Source organism: Acidovorax sp. (genome assembly GCF_022763525.1).
Taxonomy (GTDB): Bacteria; Pseudomonadota; Gammaproteobacteria; order Burkholderiales; family Burkholderiaceae_C; genus Acidovorax.
Genome location: NZ_JALEGG010000122.1, coordinates 1 through 19,067, shown reverse-complemented (window position 1 = coordinate 19,067; position 19,067 = coordinate 1). Strand labels below are relative to the sequence as shown.

The window sequence follows — 19,067 nt, the reverse complement described above, 5'->3', positions numbered from 1 at the left end:
GCACCCCGCAGTTCTTACCGTCGAGTTCCTCTCCCGCGAGTTCGAGGATGGGACTGGCACGGCGCATCTGCTCAGGTTCGGAGAGACGCTGACGCGCGTATCCACCTCATCCGGAGCCTCGGACTGGGGCAAGACCGGTGGCGCGGCACACGCCTGAGTATTCTCTGTGTGCAATTCCGCCAGGAGATGCAGCGGGGCCGGTTCGCGGGTCGAGAAGCAGCTTCAGTAGCCGCTCAGCCAGTGGCATGAAGCCATATCCGGCGTCGGGTTGGTGTTGACCGGGCCACACACGTCAGCGTGCGGTTCGCTACGGAGTCACTACGGGCATCCATCGCCCGTCCCCCATCGCCCTTGGGCGAGGCCGCCGCTACGCCGGTGCTCGGATCTGTATGCGTCGGCCGCTGGTTATTGACGGCGGCGGATACACGATCACGCGCTGGCCGGGTTGAAGACCGCTGGAAACCCATCCCATCGTGGAGTTTCTGCCTGCAAGCTCCAGTGGACGCAGGGCCGCACGGCCACCTTCGACGACGTAGGAGGCCATGGCTCCTGTCTCCGTGGGCACCAGCGCACCAACCGGAATCTGCACTGCGTCAGTTGCTGTCGCGGTGATCACGCGCACGGTGACACGAAAGCCATCTCCCATGTTGCGCCAGGCCTCGGGCGTCTCCGCCAAATCGATGATGACGTTTACGCGCTGCTCCTCGACGCCGAGTGCGGACACCTTGGTAAAAGCCGCCGGTTCGACGCGCCGGACGCGGCCCTCCACGGGTGGCCCGCCCCAACGCTCAATCCGGGCGAGAGTCCCCGGTTGGGCAAGCACCGCATCGGTGGTGAGCAGCTCAGCCACCACTTCGAGGCGGCTGGGGTCGCCGATCTCCAGGAGTGCCGTGTTGGGGGCCACCGTGGCCTCGCTTTGAATCGGCACGCGCAATACGACACCCGTGACGGGCGCGCGAAGCTGCAACGGCACACCGCTCGCGCCGCGCTCCACCGGCTGGAGAACGGCAGCCGCTTGCGCGCGCTCGTGCATGGCGGTTGCATGCGCTGCCTGGGCGGCCTCGAGGTCTCGGCGTGTTCCATCTGCGGCAAGCCGCGCGCTGTCGAGGCGCGAGACCGCGACAAACCCCTCACGGGCGAGCTTTTCCGTGCGTTGCAGTTCCAGGCGGGCTTCTTCCCGAGCAATGCGAGCGCGATCCACCCTGGCTGCGGCACCTGCCGCCGTCGCTTCCGCTGCCTTCAGTCGGGCCGTGGCTTCGCGCAGGCTACGGTCGTCCACCATGGAGGACATCACTGGCGTCAGCACCGCAATCGGGTCACCGGCGTTCACGCTGTCACCTTCACGCAGCCGAATGCGCGCGAGACGTGCCGCCACAGGCGCGGAGATGGTGAATCGCTCACGCAGGCGTGTTCGACCGTCCTCCTCGATGCTTTGCTCGAAGCGGCCGCGCGTGACCGTTGCCGTTTCCACCTCTAGCGGCCGCGGCGCGAATGCCCAGGCCAAGGCGGCCACGCAAGCGGCAGACGCCGCGATGATGGAGATGTTGCGCCTGTTCACGTTCATGCTTTTCACTCCCTCGTCTTGAGCGCTGCGACCATGTCAAGGTTGTCGATCCTTCTTCGAACCACGAGCGCGCTGGCTATGCCTGCAGCCACCACTGCCACGGCTGCCCATGCGTAGGTGCGCGGCTGGATCACGACGGGAAACAGGAACTGGTCAGAACGCATGGCCTGCACAATGGCGTGCGTGAGGCCCCAGCCCAGCAGCATTCCAAGCGGCAGCGCGATGGCGATGCCAATGGCCAGCTCACCCAGCAGCAGCATGGAAACCTCGGCGCGCGTGAAGCCCAGAACCCGAAGGCTGGCCAGCTCCCAGGTGCGTTCGGCCAGCGAGATGCGCGCGTTGTTGTAGACCACACCGACGGCGATCACCACGGCGAACGCTGTGAGAATGGAACTCATGATGAGGATGTTGCGCGCGCTCACCTCGCTCATGTTGCGCAACATGGTTGATTTGCTGAAGGCCCCCGCTACCCGAGGCAAAGCCTGCGTGGCCTCCAGGGCGCGCGGCAGCATGCCGCGCTCGACGCGCAAGGCAAAGTTGTTCGCCACATCGCCCTCCGCCAGAAGCCGGTTGAGGGCGTCGCGCCGCATGAAGGCGTTCAAGCCCATCATGTCGCGCACAGTGCTCTCCACCACCGCCTGCACCACTGCGCGCCGTCCTTCCCGAACCTCGATTTCCACCGTGTCTCCCACACGAAGGCCCAGCTTGCTGGCCAAGCGGTCTGTCATGAGAACACCATGCGTTCCCGCAAGGGCCTGGCGACCATCGACATCGAAAACGCGCTGCAGCAAGGGTTCTGCGGCACGGCCATCGATGAGACCGTCCTGCGTGCGCGCACCGTGGCGAAAGCGGACGGCGACGCGCCGTCCCGTTTCTACCTGAAGCACTCCTGGGAGCCGCGCCAGTTCCCGTGCGGCCGATGCATCTACGGTATCAAGGCTCCACACCACGATATCGCCACGCAGAGCCAGGTCAAACTGGGTGTGGATGATGGCATCGATCGCATCACGGAAGAAGTTGCCCATGATCACGATCGCAACCGCCGCGGCGATGCCCCCGGTGGTGACTGCGGCTCGCAGGGGCCGCCGCTCAATGTTGCGCGCGATCATGCGCAGGGCCGGGCCAGGCCGAAGCTTCGGGATGCGCTCCAGCAGAGCCCTCCGGTACCGACCCGGCGCGGGCGGACGCATGGCCTCGGCAGGAGAGAGACGTACCGTCGCCGCGAGGGCAGTGAGCGTGCCCAGGATCGCGGTGATCCCGACGATGGCCAGCGCAAGCAGTGCCAACCGCGCGGGCACGTGGTGGACGTACGTTGGAAATCGGAAAAGCTCTGTGTAGAGCACCATGATGCCCGCCCCGAGTACGCGGCCCAGCACCAGGCCAAGCAGGTAGCCTCCCGCCACCATGGGAGCCACCAGTTTGAGGTAGTGCAGGATGATGGAGCGATTGGTATAGCCCAGAGCCTTGAGAGCAGCGACCTGCTCCCGCTGCGTTGCCACCAGTCTGGCCGTCACGACGTGCAGCAGAAACCCCGCCACGACGAGGAAGATCGCTGGCACCACGGTGCCCAGCACGTACTGCTCGCGGATCTCGTTGTCCAGCATCGCGTGTGACGGCTGTGAATCACGGCCATGCGCTGGCGCACCGCCCAGGCGCGCCAGGATCCGGGTGACGGCATCCACCACAGCGGGCTCCGATGCCCCGGGTGCGAGTTTGATGGCGGCGCGATTGAACGCCCCCACCATGTCCATTGCCGCGGCGAGTTCGTCTTCATCGACCCAGAACACGCCGAAAGCGCGCAGGTCTGGCACACCCATCAGCCCCCCGAAAATGTACTCGGGCGAGAGCGCCGTGCCGGTGATGCGCAATGTGTGCCGCTTGCCGTTGACGAGCGCGAGCACGGAGTCCCCCGGGCGCAGCCGATGCGCCTGCGCGAAGCTCTCGGAGGCAAGCACCTGCAACTCAGCGCCCGCGTGGACGCCAGCCTGGGGCCAATGCCCGCTGCGCAGCACCACGCCGTTGAGGCGGCGCGGCGCGCCCGACTTGACACCTATCAGCTGGCCGATCACCGGGTCGAAACTGCCGGGGACGGTGACTCGCGCAGACGCCTCGACGGTTGTCTGGACATCCAGCACGCCAGGAATCTCGCCAAGGCGCCGCGCATAGGCCAGGGGCGCGCGCTTGGCGCTGGCAAAGACATCGGCGAAGTGCCCGCTGGCATAGAACGCATCGCGCGCGCTGGACAACGAGTCCACGGCCGATAAGGTCGCCAGAAATCCGCCAACGCCGGAGGCCACCACCAACGCAATGGTGATGGCCTGGCTCCACAGCAGGCGCAGATCGCGCAGCACCTTGCGATTGATGGCCTTCATGGAGTCACCACGACAGCTCGGCCGGCGTCAGCCGCCGCGCTGGCTTTTCGGTGCTCGCCACTCGCCCATCCGCCAGGCGGATCACGCGGTCGGCCATTCCCGCAATTGCGGCGTTGTGCGTGATCACCACCGCGGTGGTGTTGAGCTCCCGATTGATGCGGGCGATGACCTCCAGCACCAGCTTGCCGGTGGGGTAGTCCAGCGCGCCGGTGGGCTCGTCGCACAGCAGCAACGCCGGGCGTTTGGCGATGGCGCGCGCAATGGCGACGCGTTGCTGCTCTCCGCCAGACAACTGCGACGGGAAGTGGTCCTTGCGCGGCGAGAGCCCCACCAGGTCGACGGCCTCGTCCACTGGCATGGGGTCGGGCACGATGTCGGTGACCAGAGCCACATTCTCGGCCACGGTCAAGCTGGGAATGAGGTTGTAGAACTGAAATACGAAGCCCACATGCTCCCGGCGGTAGCGGGTCAAGACCTCGTCGCTGGCGCCAGTGAGTGTCTGGCCTCGGAACTCGACTTGGCCGGACGTGGGCACGTCCAGCCCGCCCAGAATATTGAGCAACGTGGACTTGCCGCTGCCAGAGGCGCCCAGCAGCACGATGAATTCACCGCGCACGATGTCAATATCCACCTCGCGTAGCGCATACACGGCAGCTTCGCCGCTGCCGTAAGTCTTGGTGAGCGAGCGGCCCCGCAGGACCGGAACTGCCGGTCCGGATGGTTCCATGGATGCCACTGTAGGCAGGGCCTCACAGGACGGATTTGATCTTCCTCAAGACGCGACCAGTTCGGCGACGAAGTCAATCGGCAGCGTTTCTTACTGCGCAGGCCGCTCGCTTGACTATTCGCAATCGAGACCGGCGACGAGAGCCGTACGCTCCGCGCATCTCCTCGAGGACATGCCATGAACGCATACAAGCAGCTACTCGTTCACTTGGATGACAGTGCTCGCAACATGCCTCGCCTGCGAGCGGCCCGAGCAATTGCAGCGTCTCATGGCAGCATGGTTGCAGCGTGTTACGCAGTCACTTCGAGTTATCTGGAAGCGGCCTACGGTGCGGAGGTCGCTCCGGCGTTACTGGCAAGCTTGGCAGAGTGGGACGACGGGAGGCGTGATCGCGCACGCCAGACCTTCGAAGCCGAGATGGGCACGCCAGGCCCTGCCGTCGGCTGGAGTGAGGTCAAAGGCATCGGCTGCTCCATGGAATTTGCTCGGCAGGCCTTCCATGCCGACCTGCTGGTGTTGGGCCAGCGCGACCCTTCAGCACCTGCAGGCGCTTCAGGCGATTTCAACGAGACTGTCATGCTGGCAAGCGGCAAGCCCACTTTGGTGATGCCGTACGTGGGCTGGTCGGGCTCGATAGGGCGTAACGCAGTGATCGCATGGAAGGAAACGCGCGAGGCGGCGCGCTCCGTGGCCGCGGCGATTCCGCTGTTGCAGCAAGCCCAGACAGTGCATGTTCTGCATTGGGCCAAGGAGGCTCAACCTGCGGTGGATGGTGCGGTTCTTGGCCTCGACACCTATCTGCGGTTGTACGGGATCGAGCCGGTCTGGCATGAGGGCGGCGAGGAACCCGCGGCCGTGGGTGACCTTGCCCTTTCGCGCGCATGTGACCTCGGGGCCGATCTGCTCGTGATGGGCTGCTATGGTCATTCGCGCATGCGCGAACTTGTGCTTGGCGGAATGACGCGGACGCTCTTGCGGTCCATGACGTTGCCTGTGCTGATGACGCATTGACGCCTCTGGCATCCATACGGCCAGGCTCTCAGCGATAGATGTCTTCGCGGGTGAGTGGCGCCGGCCATGACCCGCCATCGGGGCGGCCTCCCAGAATCTGATAGACGCCCGTTCCCCCGCTCTCGAACTCCAGCGCACATGCCGCCATGTACAGCCGCCACACACGGTAGGCACTCTCGCCCGCTTGCGCGATAGCGGCCTCACGGTGCGTCTCGAGCCTTTGCACCCAGTGCCGGAGAGTCAGCGCATAGTGTGGACGCAATCCTTCGACGTCGATGATTTCAAAGCCGGCACGTTCCATCGCAAGCTGGATATTGCTGACCCTGTCGAGTTCGCCGTCCGGAAAAACATAGCGGTTGATGAACTCGCTGGCCACTGCCCCTGGGTTCCAGCCGTCTTCGTCATGCGTGATGCCATGGTTCAGAAACAAGCCCCCGGGTCGCAGCGCGCCCCTGACGTGGTTCAGATAGAGGCTTTGGTTGCGCAACCCTACGTGCTCGAACATGCCAACGCTGGAAACCTTGTCGAAGCGGCTGTCTTGCGGCAGATCGCGGTAGTCACGCAGCTCTACCGTCACCTGGCTCTCGAGCCCCTCGCGGTGCACACGCTCCTGGGCGTATGCGAGTTGCTCTTCGCTCAGCGTGATGCCGTGCGCAATCACGCCATGATGCCGCGCCGCCCAGCATACAAGCGCTCCCCAGCCGCAACCGATGTCGAGCAACCGGTCCCCAGGTGACAGCCGCAGCTTGCGGCAGATGTGTTCGAGCTTGTTGCGTTGCGCTTGGTCAAGAGATTCAGAGGGATGGCGAAAGTATGCACAGGAGTAGACCATCTGCTCATCGAGCCACAGGCGATAGAACGCGTTCGAGACGTCGTAGTGGTGGGATATCGCTTCCCGGTCAGACGTCCTGCTGTGCCGGTGATTGAAGCGGCCTGTGATGTCGGCAAGCTGCAGGCCCTGCCGCGGTGGCAGGCGCAGGGCGTGGCGCAGCAGATCGAGCTTGTCGCGCCAATTGAGAGCCAAGCGCTCGAAATGGGCCTTGAGCACAATGACCTCGAACAGGTCGCCCTCGAAGTCCAGCAGGCCATTGAAGTAAGCGTCAGCCAACTGCACAGGGCTCGGTCGGAGCACCAGTTCGCGAAGCACCGCCGGGTGGCGAAGCACCAGCGTGAAGCTGGAGGCGTTGCCCAGCGTATGCTGTGCGCCGTTCCATAGCCGGACCGTGAGCGAACCCGGGTACCCGCGCATCAACGCGCGCAAGATACGCAGAGCAGACTCGTGTTCCCCGCCCTGATGGGTGAGCCTGCCGGATGGGTTGCGCGACCAGCCGCGGAGCGTGCTCACTGGATGGCAATCCTGGTGGAGGACGCTGGCGCCCTTTTCGGAAGATCGAGCGTCAGGACGCCGTCTGCGTATTTGGCCTGGACTTTCGTTTCGTCCACATCCTGCCCCAGGCTGAACGAGCGCGACACAGCGCCATAGTGGCGTTCACTGCGCAGGACTCTGTCGCCGTTGCTTTTGGTTTCCTTCTGGCTCTTTGTCTCGGCGTCAATGCTGACGACATTGCCATCGACCTTGACGTTGATATCCTCCTTCTTGGCGCCCGGAATGTCCGCCTTGACGGTGAACCCCTTGTCGCTCTCCGTGACATCAATGCGCATCTTGAGCGACGCAGGCTCGCCATCAAAAAGAGTCGGCGAGAAGAAACGGCGAAGCTGAGCTTCAAAATTGTCGCCAAACGCGGGATCCAGCAATCTCAAGCTGCTCATGGTGGTTGTCCTCCTGTGTGGGTGGGAAGGGTGGGCTGCAGGCGCGCCGATGTCCGTCGCGCCTCATTCACTGTAGAAAGCGATGACGGAGGGGAATTGACTTTTCTCAACCGTGGCGCTTGCCTCGGTTTGAACAATTCCTCGCATGGACAGGCGCCGAGCTCTCACTGCGGTTGGCGCTCCCTTTCTGCCGGTTGCAACGGGCGCACGGGCACAGGGCGCGACGCTCCGCGAACTCTCCGTTATTTTTCGGGTTGCGGTCGATCGCCTGCTGGAGGTTCCAGCGGACGAGTTACTGCGTTATCAAAGCCTCGCCGAAGCGGAACTCTCCCGCGCACAGATCCAGGTTGCAAGCAGTCAGTACATGCTGGTGGTTGATCGCTGTGCCTGGGTCCAGGCGGCGTTGCTGTTCTGGCGCTCCAGTGATGGGACCTACGGGTTCGTAGGCGCCTCGCCAGTGTCCACGGGACGACCGGGAGCGTTCGATCATTTTGAAACGCCGGCGGGCGTGTTTGACCACACGCCCGCCAACCCGGACTTTCGAGCAGAAGGAACCTACAACAGCCGCCGGATCCGCGGCTACGGTGTGAAGGGTCTTCGCGTGTACGACTTCGGCTGGCAGTGGGCTCCAAAAGGCTGGGGAGACGGAGTCGTCACCACAATGCGGCTGCAAATGCATGCCACCGATCCGGATTCACTCGAGCCCCGGCTGGGAACTGCTCAGTCGAAGGGCTGCATTCGGATTGCGGCTGCGTTCAACCGGTTTCTCGATCACTTTGGAGTGCTGGATGCGGAGTACGAGCGACTCGCGAAAGCCGGAAAGAAGTCGGCGGTACTGAGGGACGATCGGGAAACGGTCGCAGAACCAGGGCGCTATCTGATCGACGTGGACAGCGGCCGCTCGCAGCGCCCTGAATGGAGTCCGGCGCCTCGCACATCCGGCGCCGCTCGCCGCCGCGTCCTCGTCTAAGCAGAGATCGTGCAGCTATGGAACCAGAACGGCCGCGCCTTCGAGCGTTCCGCTTCGCAAGGCCTGCAGTGCCTCGTTCGCTTGGGTGAGCGGAAAAACTTGCACGTTGGTTGCCACGCGGATGATTTGCAGCACGGCGAAGAATTCTTCGGCATCGGTTCGCGTCAGGTTGGCAACCGATTGAAGCTGCCTTTCGCCCCAAAGAAGCGAGTAGTCCATCGCAGGGATGGCACTCATGTGAATGCCGCCGCAAACCACGATCCCTCCTTTGCGCACACTCCCCAAGGCGAGCGGCACCAAGGCCCCGTCTGGCGCAAAAATCAACTGTGCGTCAAGGATTTCAGGGGGCGGTGCATCACTGCCACCGGCCCATACCGCCCCTAGCGAGCGGGCGAATTCCTGTCCTTTCGTGTCGCCCGCTCGGGTGAACGCGAAAACTTCCTGCCCGTGCGCCGCTGCAATCTGGCAAACAATGTGCGCAGCTGCGCCAAAGCCCCAGATGCCGATGCGCTTTGGCGTCGAGCCACCCGCTTTGCGCCATGTTCGGTAGCCTATCAGGCCGGCACAAAGCAAGGGGGCGGCTTGGACGTTATCGTATCCGTCGGGTATGGCGAAGCAAAAGCGCTCGTCCGCGACCGCGTATTCCGCGTAGCCTCCGTCACGGTCGTAGCCCGTAAAAACTGCAGCGTCGCAGAGGTTCTCTCGCTGCATGCGGCAGAAGGCACATCGGCCGCACACTGACCCCAGCCACGGAACTCCGATGCGCTGACCAATGGAGAACCGGGTGGCAGCAGATCCACACGCGATGACTTCGCCGACGATCTCGTGGCCCGGCACGACGCGTTCCCGGTGTGGAGGGAGGTCGCCATCGATGATGTGCAGATCGGTTCGGCACACGCCACAGGCGAGTACACGCACCAACACGTCCCCGTCTCCTGCGAACGGCACCGGCTTGTGCACAGGCACAAGTCTGTGGGCCGCGGTATCGGCCTGCATTGCGAGCATGGTTGCACAAGGCATGAAGCCATCGTAGCCCGCAGGCGTGCGCCGCACTTGACTTTGCGCAAGCCCGCCGCCGGCGTGCCCCACGAAGGCCGGCACGAAGAACCACCAGGTTTGAGCTACCAGTCACGGTCTGGCCCCGACGGGGCCTCCACTCATCGACGCGGGCTTGCGGCGGCCCGCAAGTCGGCTTCGCTCAGGAGGTCATTTCACCGATGAGGCAGCAGCCGGCCCAAGGAGGACGCAGGCGATTGAAAGCAAAGCAACCCAGGAACGCGGCTTGCGCGTCCTCGGTCAGTGAGACTTTCCGTTCAGGGACGAGAGAGTCTCCAGCATGGTTGCATTGTCGATGGTGCGATTCCATGACGTGAACATGCGCGTTTGCATTTCCGCCGTGGCAGCTGCAACCCGCTGGAGATAGCGTGTGAAGGCCTCCATATCCGCCCTCATCAAGTCCGCCTGCACGGCAGCGATATCGGACGCGGAGCAGCCGTTTTTCAAGCGCTCGGCTGCCGCCGCATGACGTTCCGTGACCTCGCGAGTGGCACGCTCCTGCGTCTTCTGCAATGCTTCAAGCCCCTTGAGCATGGCGGTTGCGCAGCTGGCAGCTGCCGACCATTGGTCACTGCCCGCAGCGGTGACCGTGGCCCACAGTGGGAAATTCGGCTTTTCGAGATGGGAGGTGGCTTGGGGCATCATGATTCCTTTCTTACGGTGGAAAGCCTTCCGTCCCCTTGAGCGCCACCTGACTTCCGATGGACATGGCGAGCCGGGCCAAAGGGATCCAGATGACCGACTCTCAATGGCAGAAACTGGTGTAGAGATCCACCAGGTCGAGCGGTCAGCCCGTCCCTCGGCGGATGCAAAAATCTTCCCCCGCGGGCTCCTACGCACGATTGACTTTTCTCAATCCAGAACTGGTTTGCCAAGGCCAACATGGGTTGAACAATGAGACTTTCTATGCAGCTCTCCAACTCGTCTGACCTGTCGCGCGGTGGTGTTACCTCATGGGTGTTGCTCGCGCTTCTCATCCTCCTGCTGATGTCGGCGGTACCGCTCATCGTCACGTGGTTGGTGGTGGCCCCGCTGTGACATCGCTTTTCGCGAGGTTGAGAACCGTGGCAGCGGTTGCTGGGCCGTTTGAGACTGTGGCAGGGGCGCGCTCACTGCCCGCGCTTGAGCCATGAGAGCATTGGCGAATCATTGATATAGGCAGTCCTGGACTATTGCGCGCCGTGGGCGCGCGGCCCTCGCAACAGATGACAGGTGGGAGCTTCTCGTCGGCTTGCGCGGCATGCCGGGCCGGAAGATGCCGCGGGCTCCTTCATCTCCGGGCGGTGCTTTGCAACGCCCCCGTTGCCAAACACTCAGGACGTCCGTTTGGCGTTCGGATTGTCCGAGGTGCAGGTGGAAGCGATCAGCGCTGCACAGGCTTTCTGACGGCCGCGTTGCGCCATTCGGGCGGAACCCAGTCGTACAGAGGACTTGGATCCCGTTGCCATCCCTTGGGCATGACCAGACCTGCGCCCTGGGGCACGCCACTGGGGCCGGTCTCGATGGTCGCCAATTGCTGCATCCATGCGATGTCTATCGTGCCGTCGGGAGCCGGGCGAGAAAAAATCAGGCTCAGCATCCGCTTGGCGTCAGGGTGACCCGCGCTGGCCGCAATTTGGTACAGCCGCACGGCTTCAGCGTAGTTGGCAGGAACACCGTCTCCGATGTGGTATCGCCGAGCTTCCGCATACCAGTCTGCGGCGCTGTAGCGCGCAGACTTCGGGCGCTTGGCGGAGTTGGAGTTGATCCGGCTAGCCAAGAGGTTGGCGTTGGCGGCGGCGGCCTCCGACCGCGGAGCCGACGACTGAAACTGTGCGAGGGCTTCATTGAGATGGCCTTGTGCCAGGTACTCCAGGCCCAGCTCGTTACCCGCTTGCGCATTTCCTGCACGGCTTGCCTCTACCAGCAGCCTCTCCAGTGAGGCGCTACTGGGTGTTGGCGCCAAGCCCTCGCTGCTCCGGCTTCGATCAGGAGAGGAAGGGGCCAGCTTCGGCAGCGGGGCCAGGGCTTTCGCGGCATGCCACTCAAGCAACTTGGCCAACCCCAAATCCGTGCGTCGCACCCTGGCTATCCAGTGCATGGCAACGGCTGGATTGGGGGCATTGACACAGCCTGCGAGTTGACACCAGGCCAAGCCGGCAGAGGCCAGGGGATGGCCTAGCATCTGGGCCCGCTCAAACCACAGCTGCGCCTGCGGCAGGTCAGCAGGCATGGCAAGGCCGTGCAACGCCAGCAATCCCAGCAGCCAGGCAGCGTCAGCGGGAGCCATGGCAGAGCCTTGGCGGCTTTTCGGAGGGCGTGGTTTGCCGGGAACGCGGCTGTCGCTTTGCGCGGTGTCTCGTAGAGCTTCCACCAGTTTCTCCCGTTGCGATTCTTCAGAAGTGACCATGCGCGGCGAGACGTCTTGCACAGAAGAACGATCCATGGGGACTTCAGCCGCAGGAGGAGACACCAAGACCCCGGCCTGCACAGGCACGTACCAGATCCCCAGCGCAATCGCGAAACATCCTTTCCTCACGTGGCCCCGCAGCTGTTCACGGACCGCGGACGCCCACTCGGGGGAAATCGGCCTCGGGACAACAGGGTGCGATGCAATGAAGCGCAACATGGGGACCGGCCTGGTAAATCAGCGATGGCAAATACTGAGGCGCGTGCGTATCGTTACTTGCGCGTTGCGGGCTGGGCCGGGGCGGGCGGCAGCAGGCGCCGCGGCACCACATGCCAGTAGATCGCGTTTCCGGTGTACCCCTCCGTACCCCAGGCTGCAGCGAAGGCCTCATTCAAGCGCTCCAGAGCGTGATAAGACTTGAGTGGCTTGAGTGGCGGTCCGCGCAGCTCTTCTGGCAGCCGTGGGGTGCTGTCCTCGTCGGTGGCGAAGCAGGCGACCCCTTCGGTTCCTGGGCTGGCTGCGTCCATGATGAACCCAGGGTTGGGGCTCATCCAGTCGGGGATCCTGATGGCCTGATTGGCCGATACCCAGCCCGTGGGATTGGCCTGGTTGGGAAGCAGGCGGATGACGGTGCCAGTGGCGTCTGCCAAGTAGCACTGCATGTAGGACGCACGAGACACTGCTGCCGACAGGAATATCTGCTCGCCCACTTCGAACGCGCTGCGCTCCAACAGCACGTTTTCGATCTGCAGATCGATCGTGCGTGCGGGAGCTGCCCCACCATACTTCTGGGCATGGACGGCTCCAGCAAACACCTGGCCACTGGTCGTTGGCGCGTCTTGTGCAGAAGCGGCGCCAGCCGTTTCCGTCTCCACGGCAACGGGCTCCGCATGGGTGCTGGCCCACCCGATGCGGGTCAGTGTTCCTTCCGCGGACAGCCCGACAAAGTGACGTAGCGCGCGCTCATAGGTAGGAAAGTCCACTACACCGGTGACCACCATTCCGTTGTCTGCCTGAAAGCGTGCCAATGCCTTTCGCAGGGCAATGCTGTTTTCGGGCAACGGTGTGGTGATGGGCGGGAGATAGCCTCTGCTGGCAAGGGAGCGGGCGACCAGCTGCGTGCGCACCGATGGCGATCCTTCGTCAAACCAGTCGCGCAACTGCCGTTGAAATTCGGGGTGGGTCTGCTCCAGTGTCAGGCACTGCCAGTAAGGCACCCGCGCCCATTTGCCGACAAGCTCAATGACGGCCAGATCCACCAAAGTGCGAACGGCACTGCCGGAACCTTGGGTGTAGTCTCGCCCGACATTGAACTGAACACCGTACGTGCCGATGCGCCCCGCCAGATCAATCCCCTGCCCACCGTTGCCAATGATGACTTCATTGGCCGAGTCCAGCCCAGGGATCAAAGTCCGCGTGCGGAAATCGCCCAGGTGCATCTCCAGCCCGATGATGGTGGCATTGCGGCTCTGGCCGTAACCCAGATCAATCCGGGGGCCAGACAGCCCGGCGTCAAACCGGTTGTTGATGACGTTCTGGTCCACGAACGAGACCGCGCCCGAGAGGTACAGCGCGGGCCGCTGAAGCTGCATCTGGTTGTTGTTGAGCAGAATCGTGGTGAGGTTCTGCACGGTGTCCTGGCGGGCGATATCCACCTCGTAGTCCACGAACCGAAAGGCATTGCTCAACCGCGACATCTGCGAGAGCGCAGTGACCACCATGTCCTTTGTCGCAACCGTGACGCGTGTCGAGTAATCCGGTATCTGTTTGCTGGTAATCAGCGTCGTTGGCAACTGAGCGTCGCGCAGAAGGTAGTCCATGCACATCAGCGAGTCGGAAAAGCTGGAGATGGAACGCGTAGGGCGAACTACCGGCCTGTCGGTGATGGAAGCCATGTTCTGAAATTTCTGGTCCTTGCGCGGATCCCACGGGGCAGCGCAGCCATGCAGCCCCAGCGCCAACAGCAGTACCCAAAGTCCCGTGCGCTGCTTTCCCATGAAATTTCGGCAATCTTCAGGCTTTGCCTGACCCTTGATGGAGGGCGACATGGTGGTCTCCTGAAAGCGCGATACGGAAGCTATTTGCAAATGTTGACGAGGTCGCCGCGCAGCACCACCACTTGTGGTGCTTGGCCGGGCCCGTACTTGCTCGACCCTGTCGCGTTTCCTGCTGCGACCGTGTTGCTGCCTACTTCTTGCACGCAGGTCTTCTGCATGCCTTCAGCATTGGCTGTGCTGACGGCATCGTTGTTCGTGAGGATGTCTTGTGTATCGGCAGACATCGCCTTGGCTTCAAAACGGGCGATGCGAGCCCGCAGCCACGAGGGCATGGTGTTTGCGCTGTCCAGGCCGGTGGAGGTCGCAGCGGGGCCTGTTGGCTGCATCTGGACCGTGATCTTCTTGGTGAGAACCACCGGGTCTTCGCCGGGAGCCTGAGGCCATGCGGGCGCCGAAAGAAGGGCTGCGCAGAACGCCATGAAAGTTGCCCAATACGAGAAACGGGTGTGCATGGGACACCTCCTTGAAAAAAAGGACCTCAGCCGGGACGCGAAAGCCGCGGCCAGCGCGACGATCGCGAGCCGCACGCTGACGCTTTCAGGCGTAGGTATCGCCCAAATGCGGTCGTTGCCAGCGTGCGGCCATCGCGTGGACGGCGATCTCAGTTAGGCCAGCCCACAGTCTTGGTGGGTTGGCAGGTGAAGCAGGCGTTGTTCGATGCGATGTTCTGCACTGCCTTGCTGTTGCTGCCACTGGACAGGTTGTTCACCGAAGCATTCATCATGGCGGTGAACTGCGTCGAATGGCCGCTGATCGTGACCTCGCCCACGTTGGACGAGAGGTTCTGGCTGGCATAGGCCTCGCTGCCGCTGGCGGTGTTGGTCACGTTGCCGCCGAAGCCGGTGACCGTCTGGACCGAGGTCCCGCCGATCGTCACGTTGCCCGTGTTGGAGGCCAGGTTCTGATATGCCTCGCTCTTCGCCCCCGTCGAATTGTTGTTCACTGCGACGGAGGTCAAAGATGCCATCTGCGTGGAATTTCCAGTGATGATGATTTCGGGACTCGAGGGTACCGGGCCGGTCGCCATGGCTGCGGTAGCAACGACGCTAAGTGCGATGAAGGCAAGAGTTTTCATGACAGTTCCTTTAACGTTGAACTCGGACACATGCTGCAACCGCAGCAGATCTGCGACGCAGGGCTGGACAGCGCTTCTGATCCACCGCTTTGCGCGAAGGCCGTTTGCGTTGTCTGGCTCCAGTGTGGGCTTGGGCGGGCCAACGGCAAATCCACTGAGCTCGGTAGCGCGATATGTCGAGACGAACTGGCGGATTGCGATGACGTGGTCGGTCTGTGCCTTGGCACGTGACTGCCAAGCCTCGCCATCAACTCTCCAAATCCTCGGTAGTAACCATTTGTGAGGTCTGCAAGGGTCACATTTGGTTGTGCCTTCCAACCTTTTTTTTCCCCAGTTGATATGCATCAGACGAACCGGGGGGCTGGGGGAAAAATCATTGCAACTGCAGCAGCTAAGCCTGTGGGGCGGCTTCGGGCGGCGCGGTGATGCGCCGCGGGCACCGGGCCGAAAGGCCGAATGATTTTCTGCAGGAGCTTTCGAGTGATGAACCGTAGCCAGAGCGATGCATCTCCATGCATGGTTGTTCCTTCAGCGGTATCGACATGCGCTGTCCAGTCCAGCATTCCCGACTCGTGGTCGGAACAGTCGCTGGAGGTGGTGGGGCAAGCGCCATCCCCATCCGTCTGGCCCGACTTTCTGGCGGGGCAAAAAGGAAGTCCCGTGCGGGTACTTCTGGTTGATGACGATCCCCACATCCGTCTGGTCATAGCCCAGGAGCTGATGGCCGATGCGCGCACGCTGCTTGTCGCGCAGGCGGGCAGCGTCAGAGAAGGACGCCGCGCCATCAAGCAGCGCGAGTTCGACGTCCTGCTGGTGGACCTCAATCTGGGTGACGGCAATGCGTTTGACTTGCTGGAGTACGTCAAGTCCGTGCGCCCCGGCGCGCAGGCCGTGGTCATCTCTGTCATGGAAAACGAAGATCAGGTGCTTCGAGCGTTCGAACTGGGCGCTACCGGCTATGTAGCCAAGAATTCGTGGTTCCGCAGCTATGCGCAGGCAGTACTGCAAGTGGCCAATGGCGGGGCGTCCATCACGCCGAACATCGCGCGCCGGTTGCTTCAGCGGTTTGACCGCACCAACGATTCGGCGCTGGCCAAGCGGCGGGAACCCGACGAAGCCGACCGTTTGTCGCTGCGCGAAAAGGAAATCCTGCGCATGGTCGCCAGCGGCTACACCAGTGCGGAAGTGGGCTCGCGCCTGATGATCAGTGGAATGACCGTCAATACCCATCTGCGCAACATCTACCGGAAGTTGCAGGTGCGGACCCGGGCCCAGGCGGTGCGTTTTGCCTCGCTGTGGGGGCTTTTCTAAGCAGCTCTGCACGCATCACTCGCAGCAGCGAAAAGTCAACAGTCATGTTCCGTACCCGGCCTCCCTGGTTTGCCTTGGTGTGCGTAGGTCTGTGGGGCCTCCAGCTCGGCCTGACAGTCGTTGCATTTCGTCGGGCAGGAACTTCAGCGCCCGATCCATGGTGGTGGCAGGCTTCGGCCTTGCTGGTCAATGCATGCCTGGGGACGATGCTGCTCGCACAGCTACCCCGGGCCCTGCAGTGGCGCCCCAGGCTCACAGCCCGTCCTTCGGCCGAGGTGCTCGCGGAGCGGCGCCGCATCGCCCGGGATCTCCACGATCACGTGGGAGCTCAGCTGGTCTGTGCCATGGCCACGCTGAACCCTTCAGAGGACCGCAAAGACGAGCTCCACCTGCATGCGATGCTCGAAAAATGTCTTTTGGACCTCCGGCTCATCGTGGACTCCATGGACAGCGCGCAGGCACCATTTCCAGATCGACTGGCGCAACTGAGATACCGCGTGGAACCTGTGCTGGCCCGGCGCGGTATTCGCATGTTGTGGGATGTGCGGATTTCCCACTGCATTCAATTCGCACAACGAGACAGCTGCACCCACATCATCGCCATTGTTCAGGAGGCATTGAGCAACGCGCTTCAGCACTCCGGCGCCAGCGAAATATCCGTGACCGCCCAAGACTCGGTGCAGTCAGGGTCGCTCTTGGTGGAGGTCTGCGACAACGGTTCCAGTGGGGAACCCTTCGAAGCTGCGGAAGGCATCGCACCCACTGGAACGGGGGTGCAGGGGATGATTCGCAGGGCACGCTTGGCTGGTGGAGCTCTGTCGATCTCGCGAAACGGGATGCGCGGAACGCGTGTGCAGGTAGTGGTCCCGTGTGCGACGCCAAGCACTCCCCATGTTCTGACGTGATGAGCGCGCCGGCATGTTGGCGCTTCATCGCGAGGGAGCGCAAGGCGGCTAGAACCTGTACGTCGCGCTCAGCACCACGTTGCGCCGCGTGGCCCACCAGCAGTCGCCCCGGGCGAGGCAAGTGCTCATGTACTTCTTGTCCGCCAGGTTGCTGATGTTGAGGGCGTAGCGCCAGTCCTGGGTTTCGTAGGCCAGCATCGCATCCACGACGCCTGCGGCCGGAACCTGGGGCCCCGTTCCATCGCGGAACGAGGACAGCCAGCGGTAGCCCGCCCCGGCCGAGAAGCCCCGCACGCCCCCCACGGCAAAGCGGTACACGCCCCACACGGCGGCCTGGTGCCGGGGCAAACCCTCCAGCAGGGGATCCACATCGGTGTAGTTGTAGTGCGCCGTCAGATCGAAGGCCGTGGCCACGCGCGCCTTGTACTCCAGCTCCAGGCCCTTGTTGCGGGTCTGGCCCACCTGCAAAGAGTTGTTGGGGTTGGTGGGGTCCGCCACCTTCTGGTTCTTTTCCTTGAGGTCGTACACCGCAGCGGTGAAGTGGGTGTGGCTGCCTGCTGGCGCGTACTTCACACCCACCTCGATCTGCTCGCCCTCCAGCGGCTTGAAGCGCTGGCCATAGGCGTTGGTGCCGCTCACGGGGCTGAAAGATTCTGCGTAGCTGATGTACGGCGTCCAGCCGCCAGGCAACTGGAACATCACGCCCAGGCGCTTGGTGGTGTCGCTGGTGCGGTCGTCGGCCGAGCCTGCCAGGCTGTTGACGGCCCGGTCGTGGCGCAGGCCGGCGATGAAGATCCAGTTGCCCCACTTCATCTGGTCTTGCACGTACACGCCGCTCTGGCGCTGCACGTTCTCGGGCTTGGCGGTGAGTTCGGGGTTCAGGCGGTTGCCATACACCGGCGCGTAGGCATCGATGGGCGTGTTGTATGCATCGTCGGCCTCGGTCTTGTTCTCGGTCTGCCGGTTCCAGTCCACGCCCAGCAGCAGCTGGTGGCGCAGCGCACCGGTGACGAGGTTGCCCTGCAGGTGGGTGTCGACGGCCGCGACGCGGGTGCGCGTGATGTTCTGGCCGTACAGGCGCCCGATCATGCGCTGGTGGACGGGATCCGCGCCAAAGCCGCCGGGGGTGCTGAAGAAGTCGGCGTAGTGGTAGCCACCCCGGTTCTCGTTGCGGGCCCAGCGCAGGTTCTGGCGCACCGCCCACGCATCGTTGAAGCGGTGCTCGAACAGGTAGCCGATGGATTCGCGGTCGCTGTCGTAATAGTCGCCGGGTTCGCCAATGAAGCGGTTGATGGGCAGCTGTCCGTTGGGATTCGGCAGCAACGTGCCCGACCACGGCAGGAACTGCGCCGTGCTGCCGGTGCGGTCCTGCTGCCAGTGGCCCTGCAGGATGAGGGACGTGGCGCCATTGGGCCGCCAGGCCAGCGAGGGCGCGATCAGGCGCCGGTCGTTCTGCACGTGGTCGGTCTGCGTGTCGGCATCGCGCGCCACGGCCACCAGGCGGTATGACCATTCGCCGTTCTGGGTGAGCGGGCCGGTCAGGTCGGCCTGCAACTGCTTGCGGTTCCAGCTGCCGGCTTGCACGCCCACCTCGCGCTGAGCCTCTTGCAAAGGCCGCTTGCTGACCATGTTCACCACGCCCGCCACCGTGCCGGCGCCGAACAGCATGCCCGAAGGGCCACGCAGCACCTCCAGGCGCTCCAGCGTGTAGGGCTCGGCGGGGGTAGTGCTGGTGTACCAGTTGTAGTTCTGGCGCAAGCCGTCGAGGTAGGTGTCTGGCGAGCTGCCGCGCACGCGCACGCTGTCAGAACGGCTGTCCAGCCCGTAGGCGTCGCTGCGCACGCCAGCCGCGTACAGCAG

Annotated in this window: 17 protein-coding genes; 5 read left to right on the top strand and 12 right to left on the bottom strand. The window is 63.4% G+C overall.

What is annotated here, in order from left to right; genetic code table 11:
• Window positions 1-367 precede the first annotated feature (367 nt).
• The 3 genes from MRY84_RS09760 to MRY84_RS09750 are packed head-to-tail and all read right to left on the bottom strand — an operon-like array spanning window position 368 to window position 4,663.
• On the bottom strand, window positions 368-1,564 hold the full coding sequence (locus tag MRY84_RS09760; RefSeq protein ID WP_291505533.1) for an HlyD family efflux transporter periplasmic adaptor subunit: 1,197 nt from the start codon (window positions 1,562-1,564) through the stop codon (window positions 368-370).
• Between the two features lie 5 nt (window positions 1,565-1,569).
• A complete protein-coding gene (locus MRY84_RS09755) occupies window positions 1,570-3,936 on the bottom strand; it encodes an ABC transporter permease (protein WP_291505532.1) in 2,367 nt (788 codons plus the stop codon).
• A 4-nt stretch (window positions 3,937-3,940) separates the two neighbouring features.
• On the bottom strand, window positions 3,941-4,663 hold the full coding sequence (locus MRY84_RS09750; protein ID WP_291505531.1) for an ABC transporter ATP-binding protein: 723 nt from the start codon (window positions 4,661-4,663) through the stop codon (window positions 3,941-3,943).
• Between the two features lie 177 nt (window positions 4,664-4,840).
• Here MRY84_RS09750 and MRY84_RS09745 point away from each other — a divergent pair, with 177 nt between their 5' ends.
• Complete coding sequence (locus MRY84_RS09745) at window positions 4,841-5,674, top strand: universal stress protein (RefSeq protein ID WP_291505530.1); 834 nt, start codon at window positions 4,841-4,843, stop codon at window positions 5,672-5,674.
• 28 nt (window positions 5,675-5,702) lie between these two features.
• On the opposite strand, the gene MRY84_RS09740 is transcribed toward MRY84_RS09745, so the two are convergent.
• Window positions 5,703-6,923: a cyclopropane-fatty-acyl-phospholipid synthase family protein gene (locus tag MRY84_RS09740; protein ID WP_291505537.1), complete on the bottom strand. Its 1,221-nt coding sequence runs from the start codon at window positions 6,921-6,923 to the stop codon at window positions 5,703-5,705.
• A 92-nt stretch (window positions 6,924-7,015) separates the two neighbouring features.
• On the bottom strand, window positions 7,016-7,444 hold the full coding sequence (locus MRY84_RS09735) for an Hsp20/alpha crystallin family protein (protein ID WP_291505529.1): 429 nt from the start codon (window positions 7,442-7,444) through the stop codon (window positions 7,016-7,018).
• Between the two features lie 145 nt (window positions 7,445-7,589).
• Between MRY84_RS09735 and MRY84_RS09730 the strand changes: the two genes are divergently transcribed.
• Window positions 7,590-8,414: a L,D-transpeptidase gene (locus MRY84_RS09730; protein WP_291505528.1), complete on the top strand. Its 825-nt coding sequence runs from the start codon at window positions 7,590-7,592 to the stop codon at window positions 8,412-8,414.
• A gap of 15 nt (window positions 8,415-8,429) precedes the next feature.
• Here MRY84_RS09730 and MRY84_RS09725 read toward each other — a convergent pair whose 3' ends face one another.
• Window positions 8,430-9,410, bottom strand: a complete 981-nt coding sequence (locus MRY84_RS09725) for a zinc-dependent alcohol dehydrogenase family protein (protein ID WP_363317516.1) — start codon at window positions 9,408-9,410, stop codon at window positions 8,430-8,432.
• Window positions 9,411-9,710: 300 nt separating this feature from the next.
• Window positions 9,711-10,112: a phasin family protein gene (locus MRY84_RS09720; RefSeq protein WP_291505527.1), complete on the bottom strand. Its 402-nt coding sequence runs from the start codon at window positions 10,110-10,112 to the stop codon at window positions 9,711-9,713.
• Between the two features lie 264 nt (window positions 10,113-10,376).
• Between MRY84_RS09720 and MRY84_RS09715 the strand changes: the two genes are divergently transcribed.
• Window positions 10,377-10,508 (top strand): hypothetical protein, encoded by a 132-nt coding sequence (locus tag MRY84_RS09715; RefSeq protein ID WP_291505526.1) that lies wholly within the window; start codon window positions 10,377-10,379, stop codon window positions 10,506-10,508.
• A gap of 325 nt (window positions 10,509-10,833) precedes the next feature.
• On the opposite strand, the gene MRY84_RS09710 is transcribed toward MRY84_RS09715, so the two are convergent.
• From MRY84_RS09710 to MRY84_RS09695, 4 genes are all read right to left on the bottom strand, one after another.
• Window positions 10,834-11,895, bottom strand: coding sequence for a hypothetical protein (locus MRY84_RS09710; protein WP_291505525.1), 1,062 nt, complete (start codon window positions 11,893-11,895; stop codon window positions 10,834-10,836).
• Window positions 11,896-12,131: 236 nt separating this feature from the next.
• The gene (locus MRY84_RS09705) at window positions 12,132-13,856 is read right to left on the bottom strand and encodes a DUF4384 domain-containing protein (RefSeq protein WP_291505535.1); all 1,725 of its coding nucleotides are present in this window, start codon (window positions 13,854-13,856) and stop codon (window positions 12,132-12,134) included.
• An 80-nt stretch (window positions 13,857-13,936) separates the two neighbouring features.
• The gene (locus tag MRY84_RS09700) at window positions 13,937-14,368 is read right to left on the bottom strand and encodes a hypothetical protein (protein ID WP_291505524.1); all 432 of its coding nucleotides are present in this window, start codon (window positions 14,366-14,368) and stop codon (window positions 13,937-13,939) included.
• A 149-nt stretch (window positions 14,369-14,517) separates the two neighbouring features.
• Window positions 14,518-14,991, bottom strand: coding sequence for a hypothetical protein (locus MRY84_RS09695; RefSeq protein ID WP_291505523.1), 474 nt, complete (start codon window positions 14,989-14,991; stop codon window positions 14,518-14,520).
• Between the two features lie 516 nt (window positions 14,992-15,507).
• Between MRY84_RS09695 and MRY84_RS09690 the strand changes: the two genes are divergently transcribed.
• Together MRY84_RS09690 and MRY84_RS09685 are read left to right on the top strand one after the other, a co-directional pair.
• Complete coding sequence (locus MRY84_RS09690; protein WP_291505522.1) at window positions 15,508-16,302, top strand: response regulator transcription factor; 795 nt, start codon at window positions 15,508-15,510, stop codon at window positions 16,300-16,302.
• 44 nt (window positions 16,303-16,346) lie between these two features.
• Window positions 16,347-17,207 carry an ATP-binding protein gene (locus tag MRY84_RS09685; protein WP_363317515.1) on the top strand — a complete coding sequence of 287 codons (861 nt, stop codon included), beginning with the start codon at window positions 16,347-16,349 and terminating at the stop codon, window positions 17,205-17,207.
• Window positions 17,208-17,255: 48 nt separating this feature from the next.
• On the opposite strand, the gene MRY84_RS09680 is transcribed toward MRY84_RS09685, so the two are convergent.
• The coding region (locus MRY84_RS09680) for a TonB-dependent siderophore receptor (RefSeq protein WP_291505521.1) at window positions 17,256-19,067 on the bottom strand (1,812 nt) is incomplete at its 5' end.

What these genes read in the sequence shown, in the direction of transcription:
- MRY84_RS09760 (WP_291505533.1), bottom strand. Translation starts at nt 1,564, where the DNA reads ATGAACGTGAACAGGCGCAACATCTCCATCATCGCGGCGTCTGCCGCT.
- MRY84_RS09755 (WP_291505532.1), bottom strand. Translation starts at nt 3,936, where the DNA reads ATGAAGGCCATCAATCGCAAGGTGCTGCGCGATCTGCGCCTGCTGTGG.
- MRY84_RS09750 (WP_291505531.1), bottom strand. Translation starts at nt 4,663, where the DNA reads ATGGAACCATCCGGACCGGCAGTTCCGGTCCTGCGGGGCCGCTCGCTC.
- MRY84_RS09745 (WP_291505530.1), top strand. Translation starts at nt 4,841, where the DNA reads ATGAACGCATACAAGCAGCTACTCGTTCACTTGGATGACAGTGCTCGC.
- MRY84_RS09740 (WP_291505537.1), bottom strand. Translation starts at nt 6,923, where the DNA reads ATGCGCGGGTACCCGGGTTCGCTCACGGTCCGGCTATGGAACGGCGCA.
- MRY84_RS09735 (WP_291505529.1), bottom strand. Translation starts at nt 7,444, where the DNA reads ATGAGCAGCTTGAGATTGCTGGATCCCGCGTTTGGCGACAATTTTGAA.
- MRY84_RS09730 (WP_291505528.1), top strand. Translation starts at nt 7,590, where the DNA reads ATGGACAGGCGCCGAGCTCTCACTGCGGTTGGCGCTCCCTTTCTGCCG.
- MRY84_RS09725 (WP_363317516.1), bottom strand. Translation starts at nt 9,410, where the DNA reads ATGCAGGCCGATACCGCGGCCCACAGACTTGTGCCTGTGCACAAGCCG.
- MRY84_RS09720 (WP_291505527.1), bottom strand. Translation starts at nt 10,112, where the DNA reads ATGCCCCAAGCCACCTCCCATCTCGAAAAGCCGAATTTCCCACTGTGG.
- MRY84_RS09715 (WP_291505526.1), top strand. Translation starts at nt 10,377, where the DNA reads ATGCAGCTCTCCAACTCGTCTGACCTGTCGCGCGGTGGTGTTACCTCA.
- MRY84_RS09710 (WP_291505525.1), bottom strand. Translation starts at nt 11,895, where the DNA reads ATGGATCGTTCTTCTGTGCAAGACGTCTCGCCGCGCATGGTCACTTCT.
- MRY84_RS09705 (WP_291505535.1), bottom strand. Translation starts at nt 13,856, where the DNA reads ATGGGAAAGCAGCGCACGGGACTTTGGGTACTGCTGTTGGCGCTGGGG.
- MRY84_RS09700 (WP_291505524.1), bottom strand. Translation starts at nt 14,368, where the DNA reads ATGCACACCCGTTTCTCGTATTGGGCAACTTTCATGGCGTTCTGCGCA.
- MRY84_RS09695 (WP_291505523.1), bottom strand. Translation starts at nt 14,991, where the DNA reads ATGAAAACTCTTGCCTTCATCGCACTTAGCGTCGTTGCTACCGCAGCC.
- MRY84_RS09690 (WP_291505522.1), top strand. Translation starts at nt 15,508, where the DNA reads ATGGTTGTTCCTTCAGCGGTATCGACATGCGCTGTCCAGTCCAGCATT.
- MRY84_RS09685 (WP_363317515.1), top strand. Translation starts at nt 16,347, where the DNA reads ATGTTCCGTACCCGGCCTCCCTGGTTTGCCTTGGTGTGCGTAGGTCTG.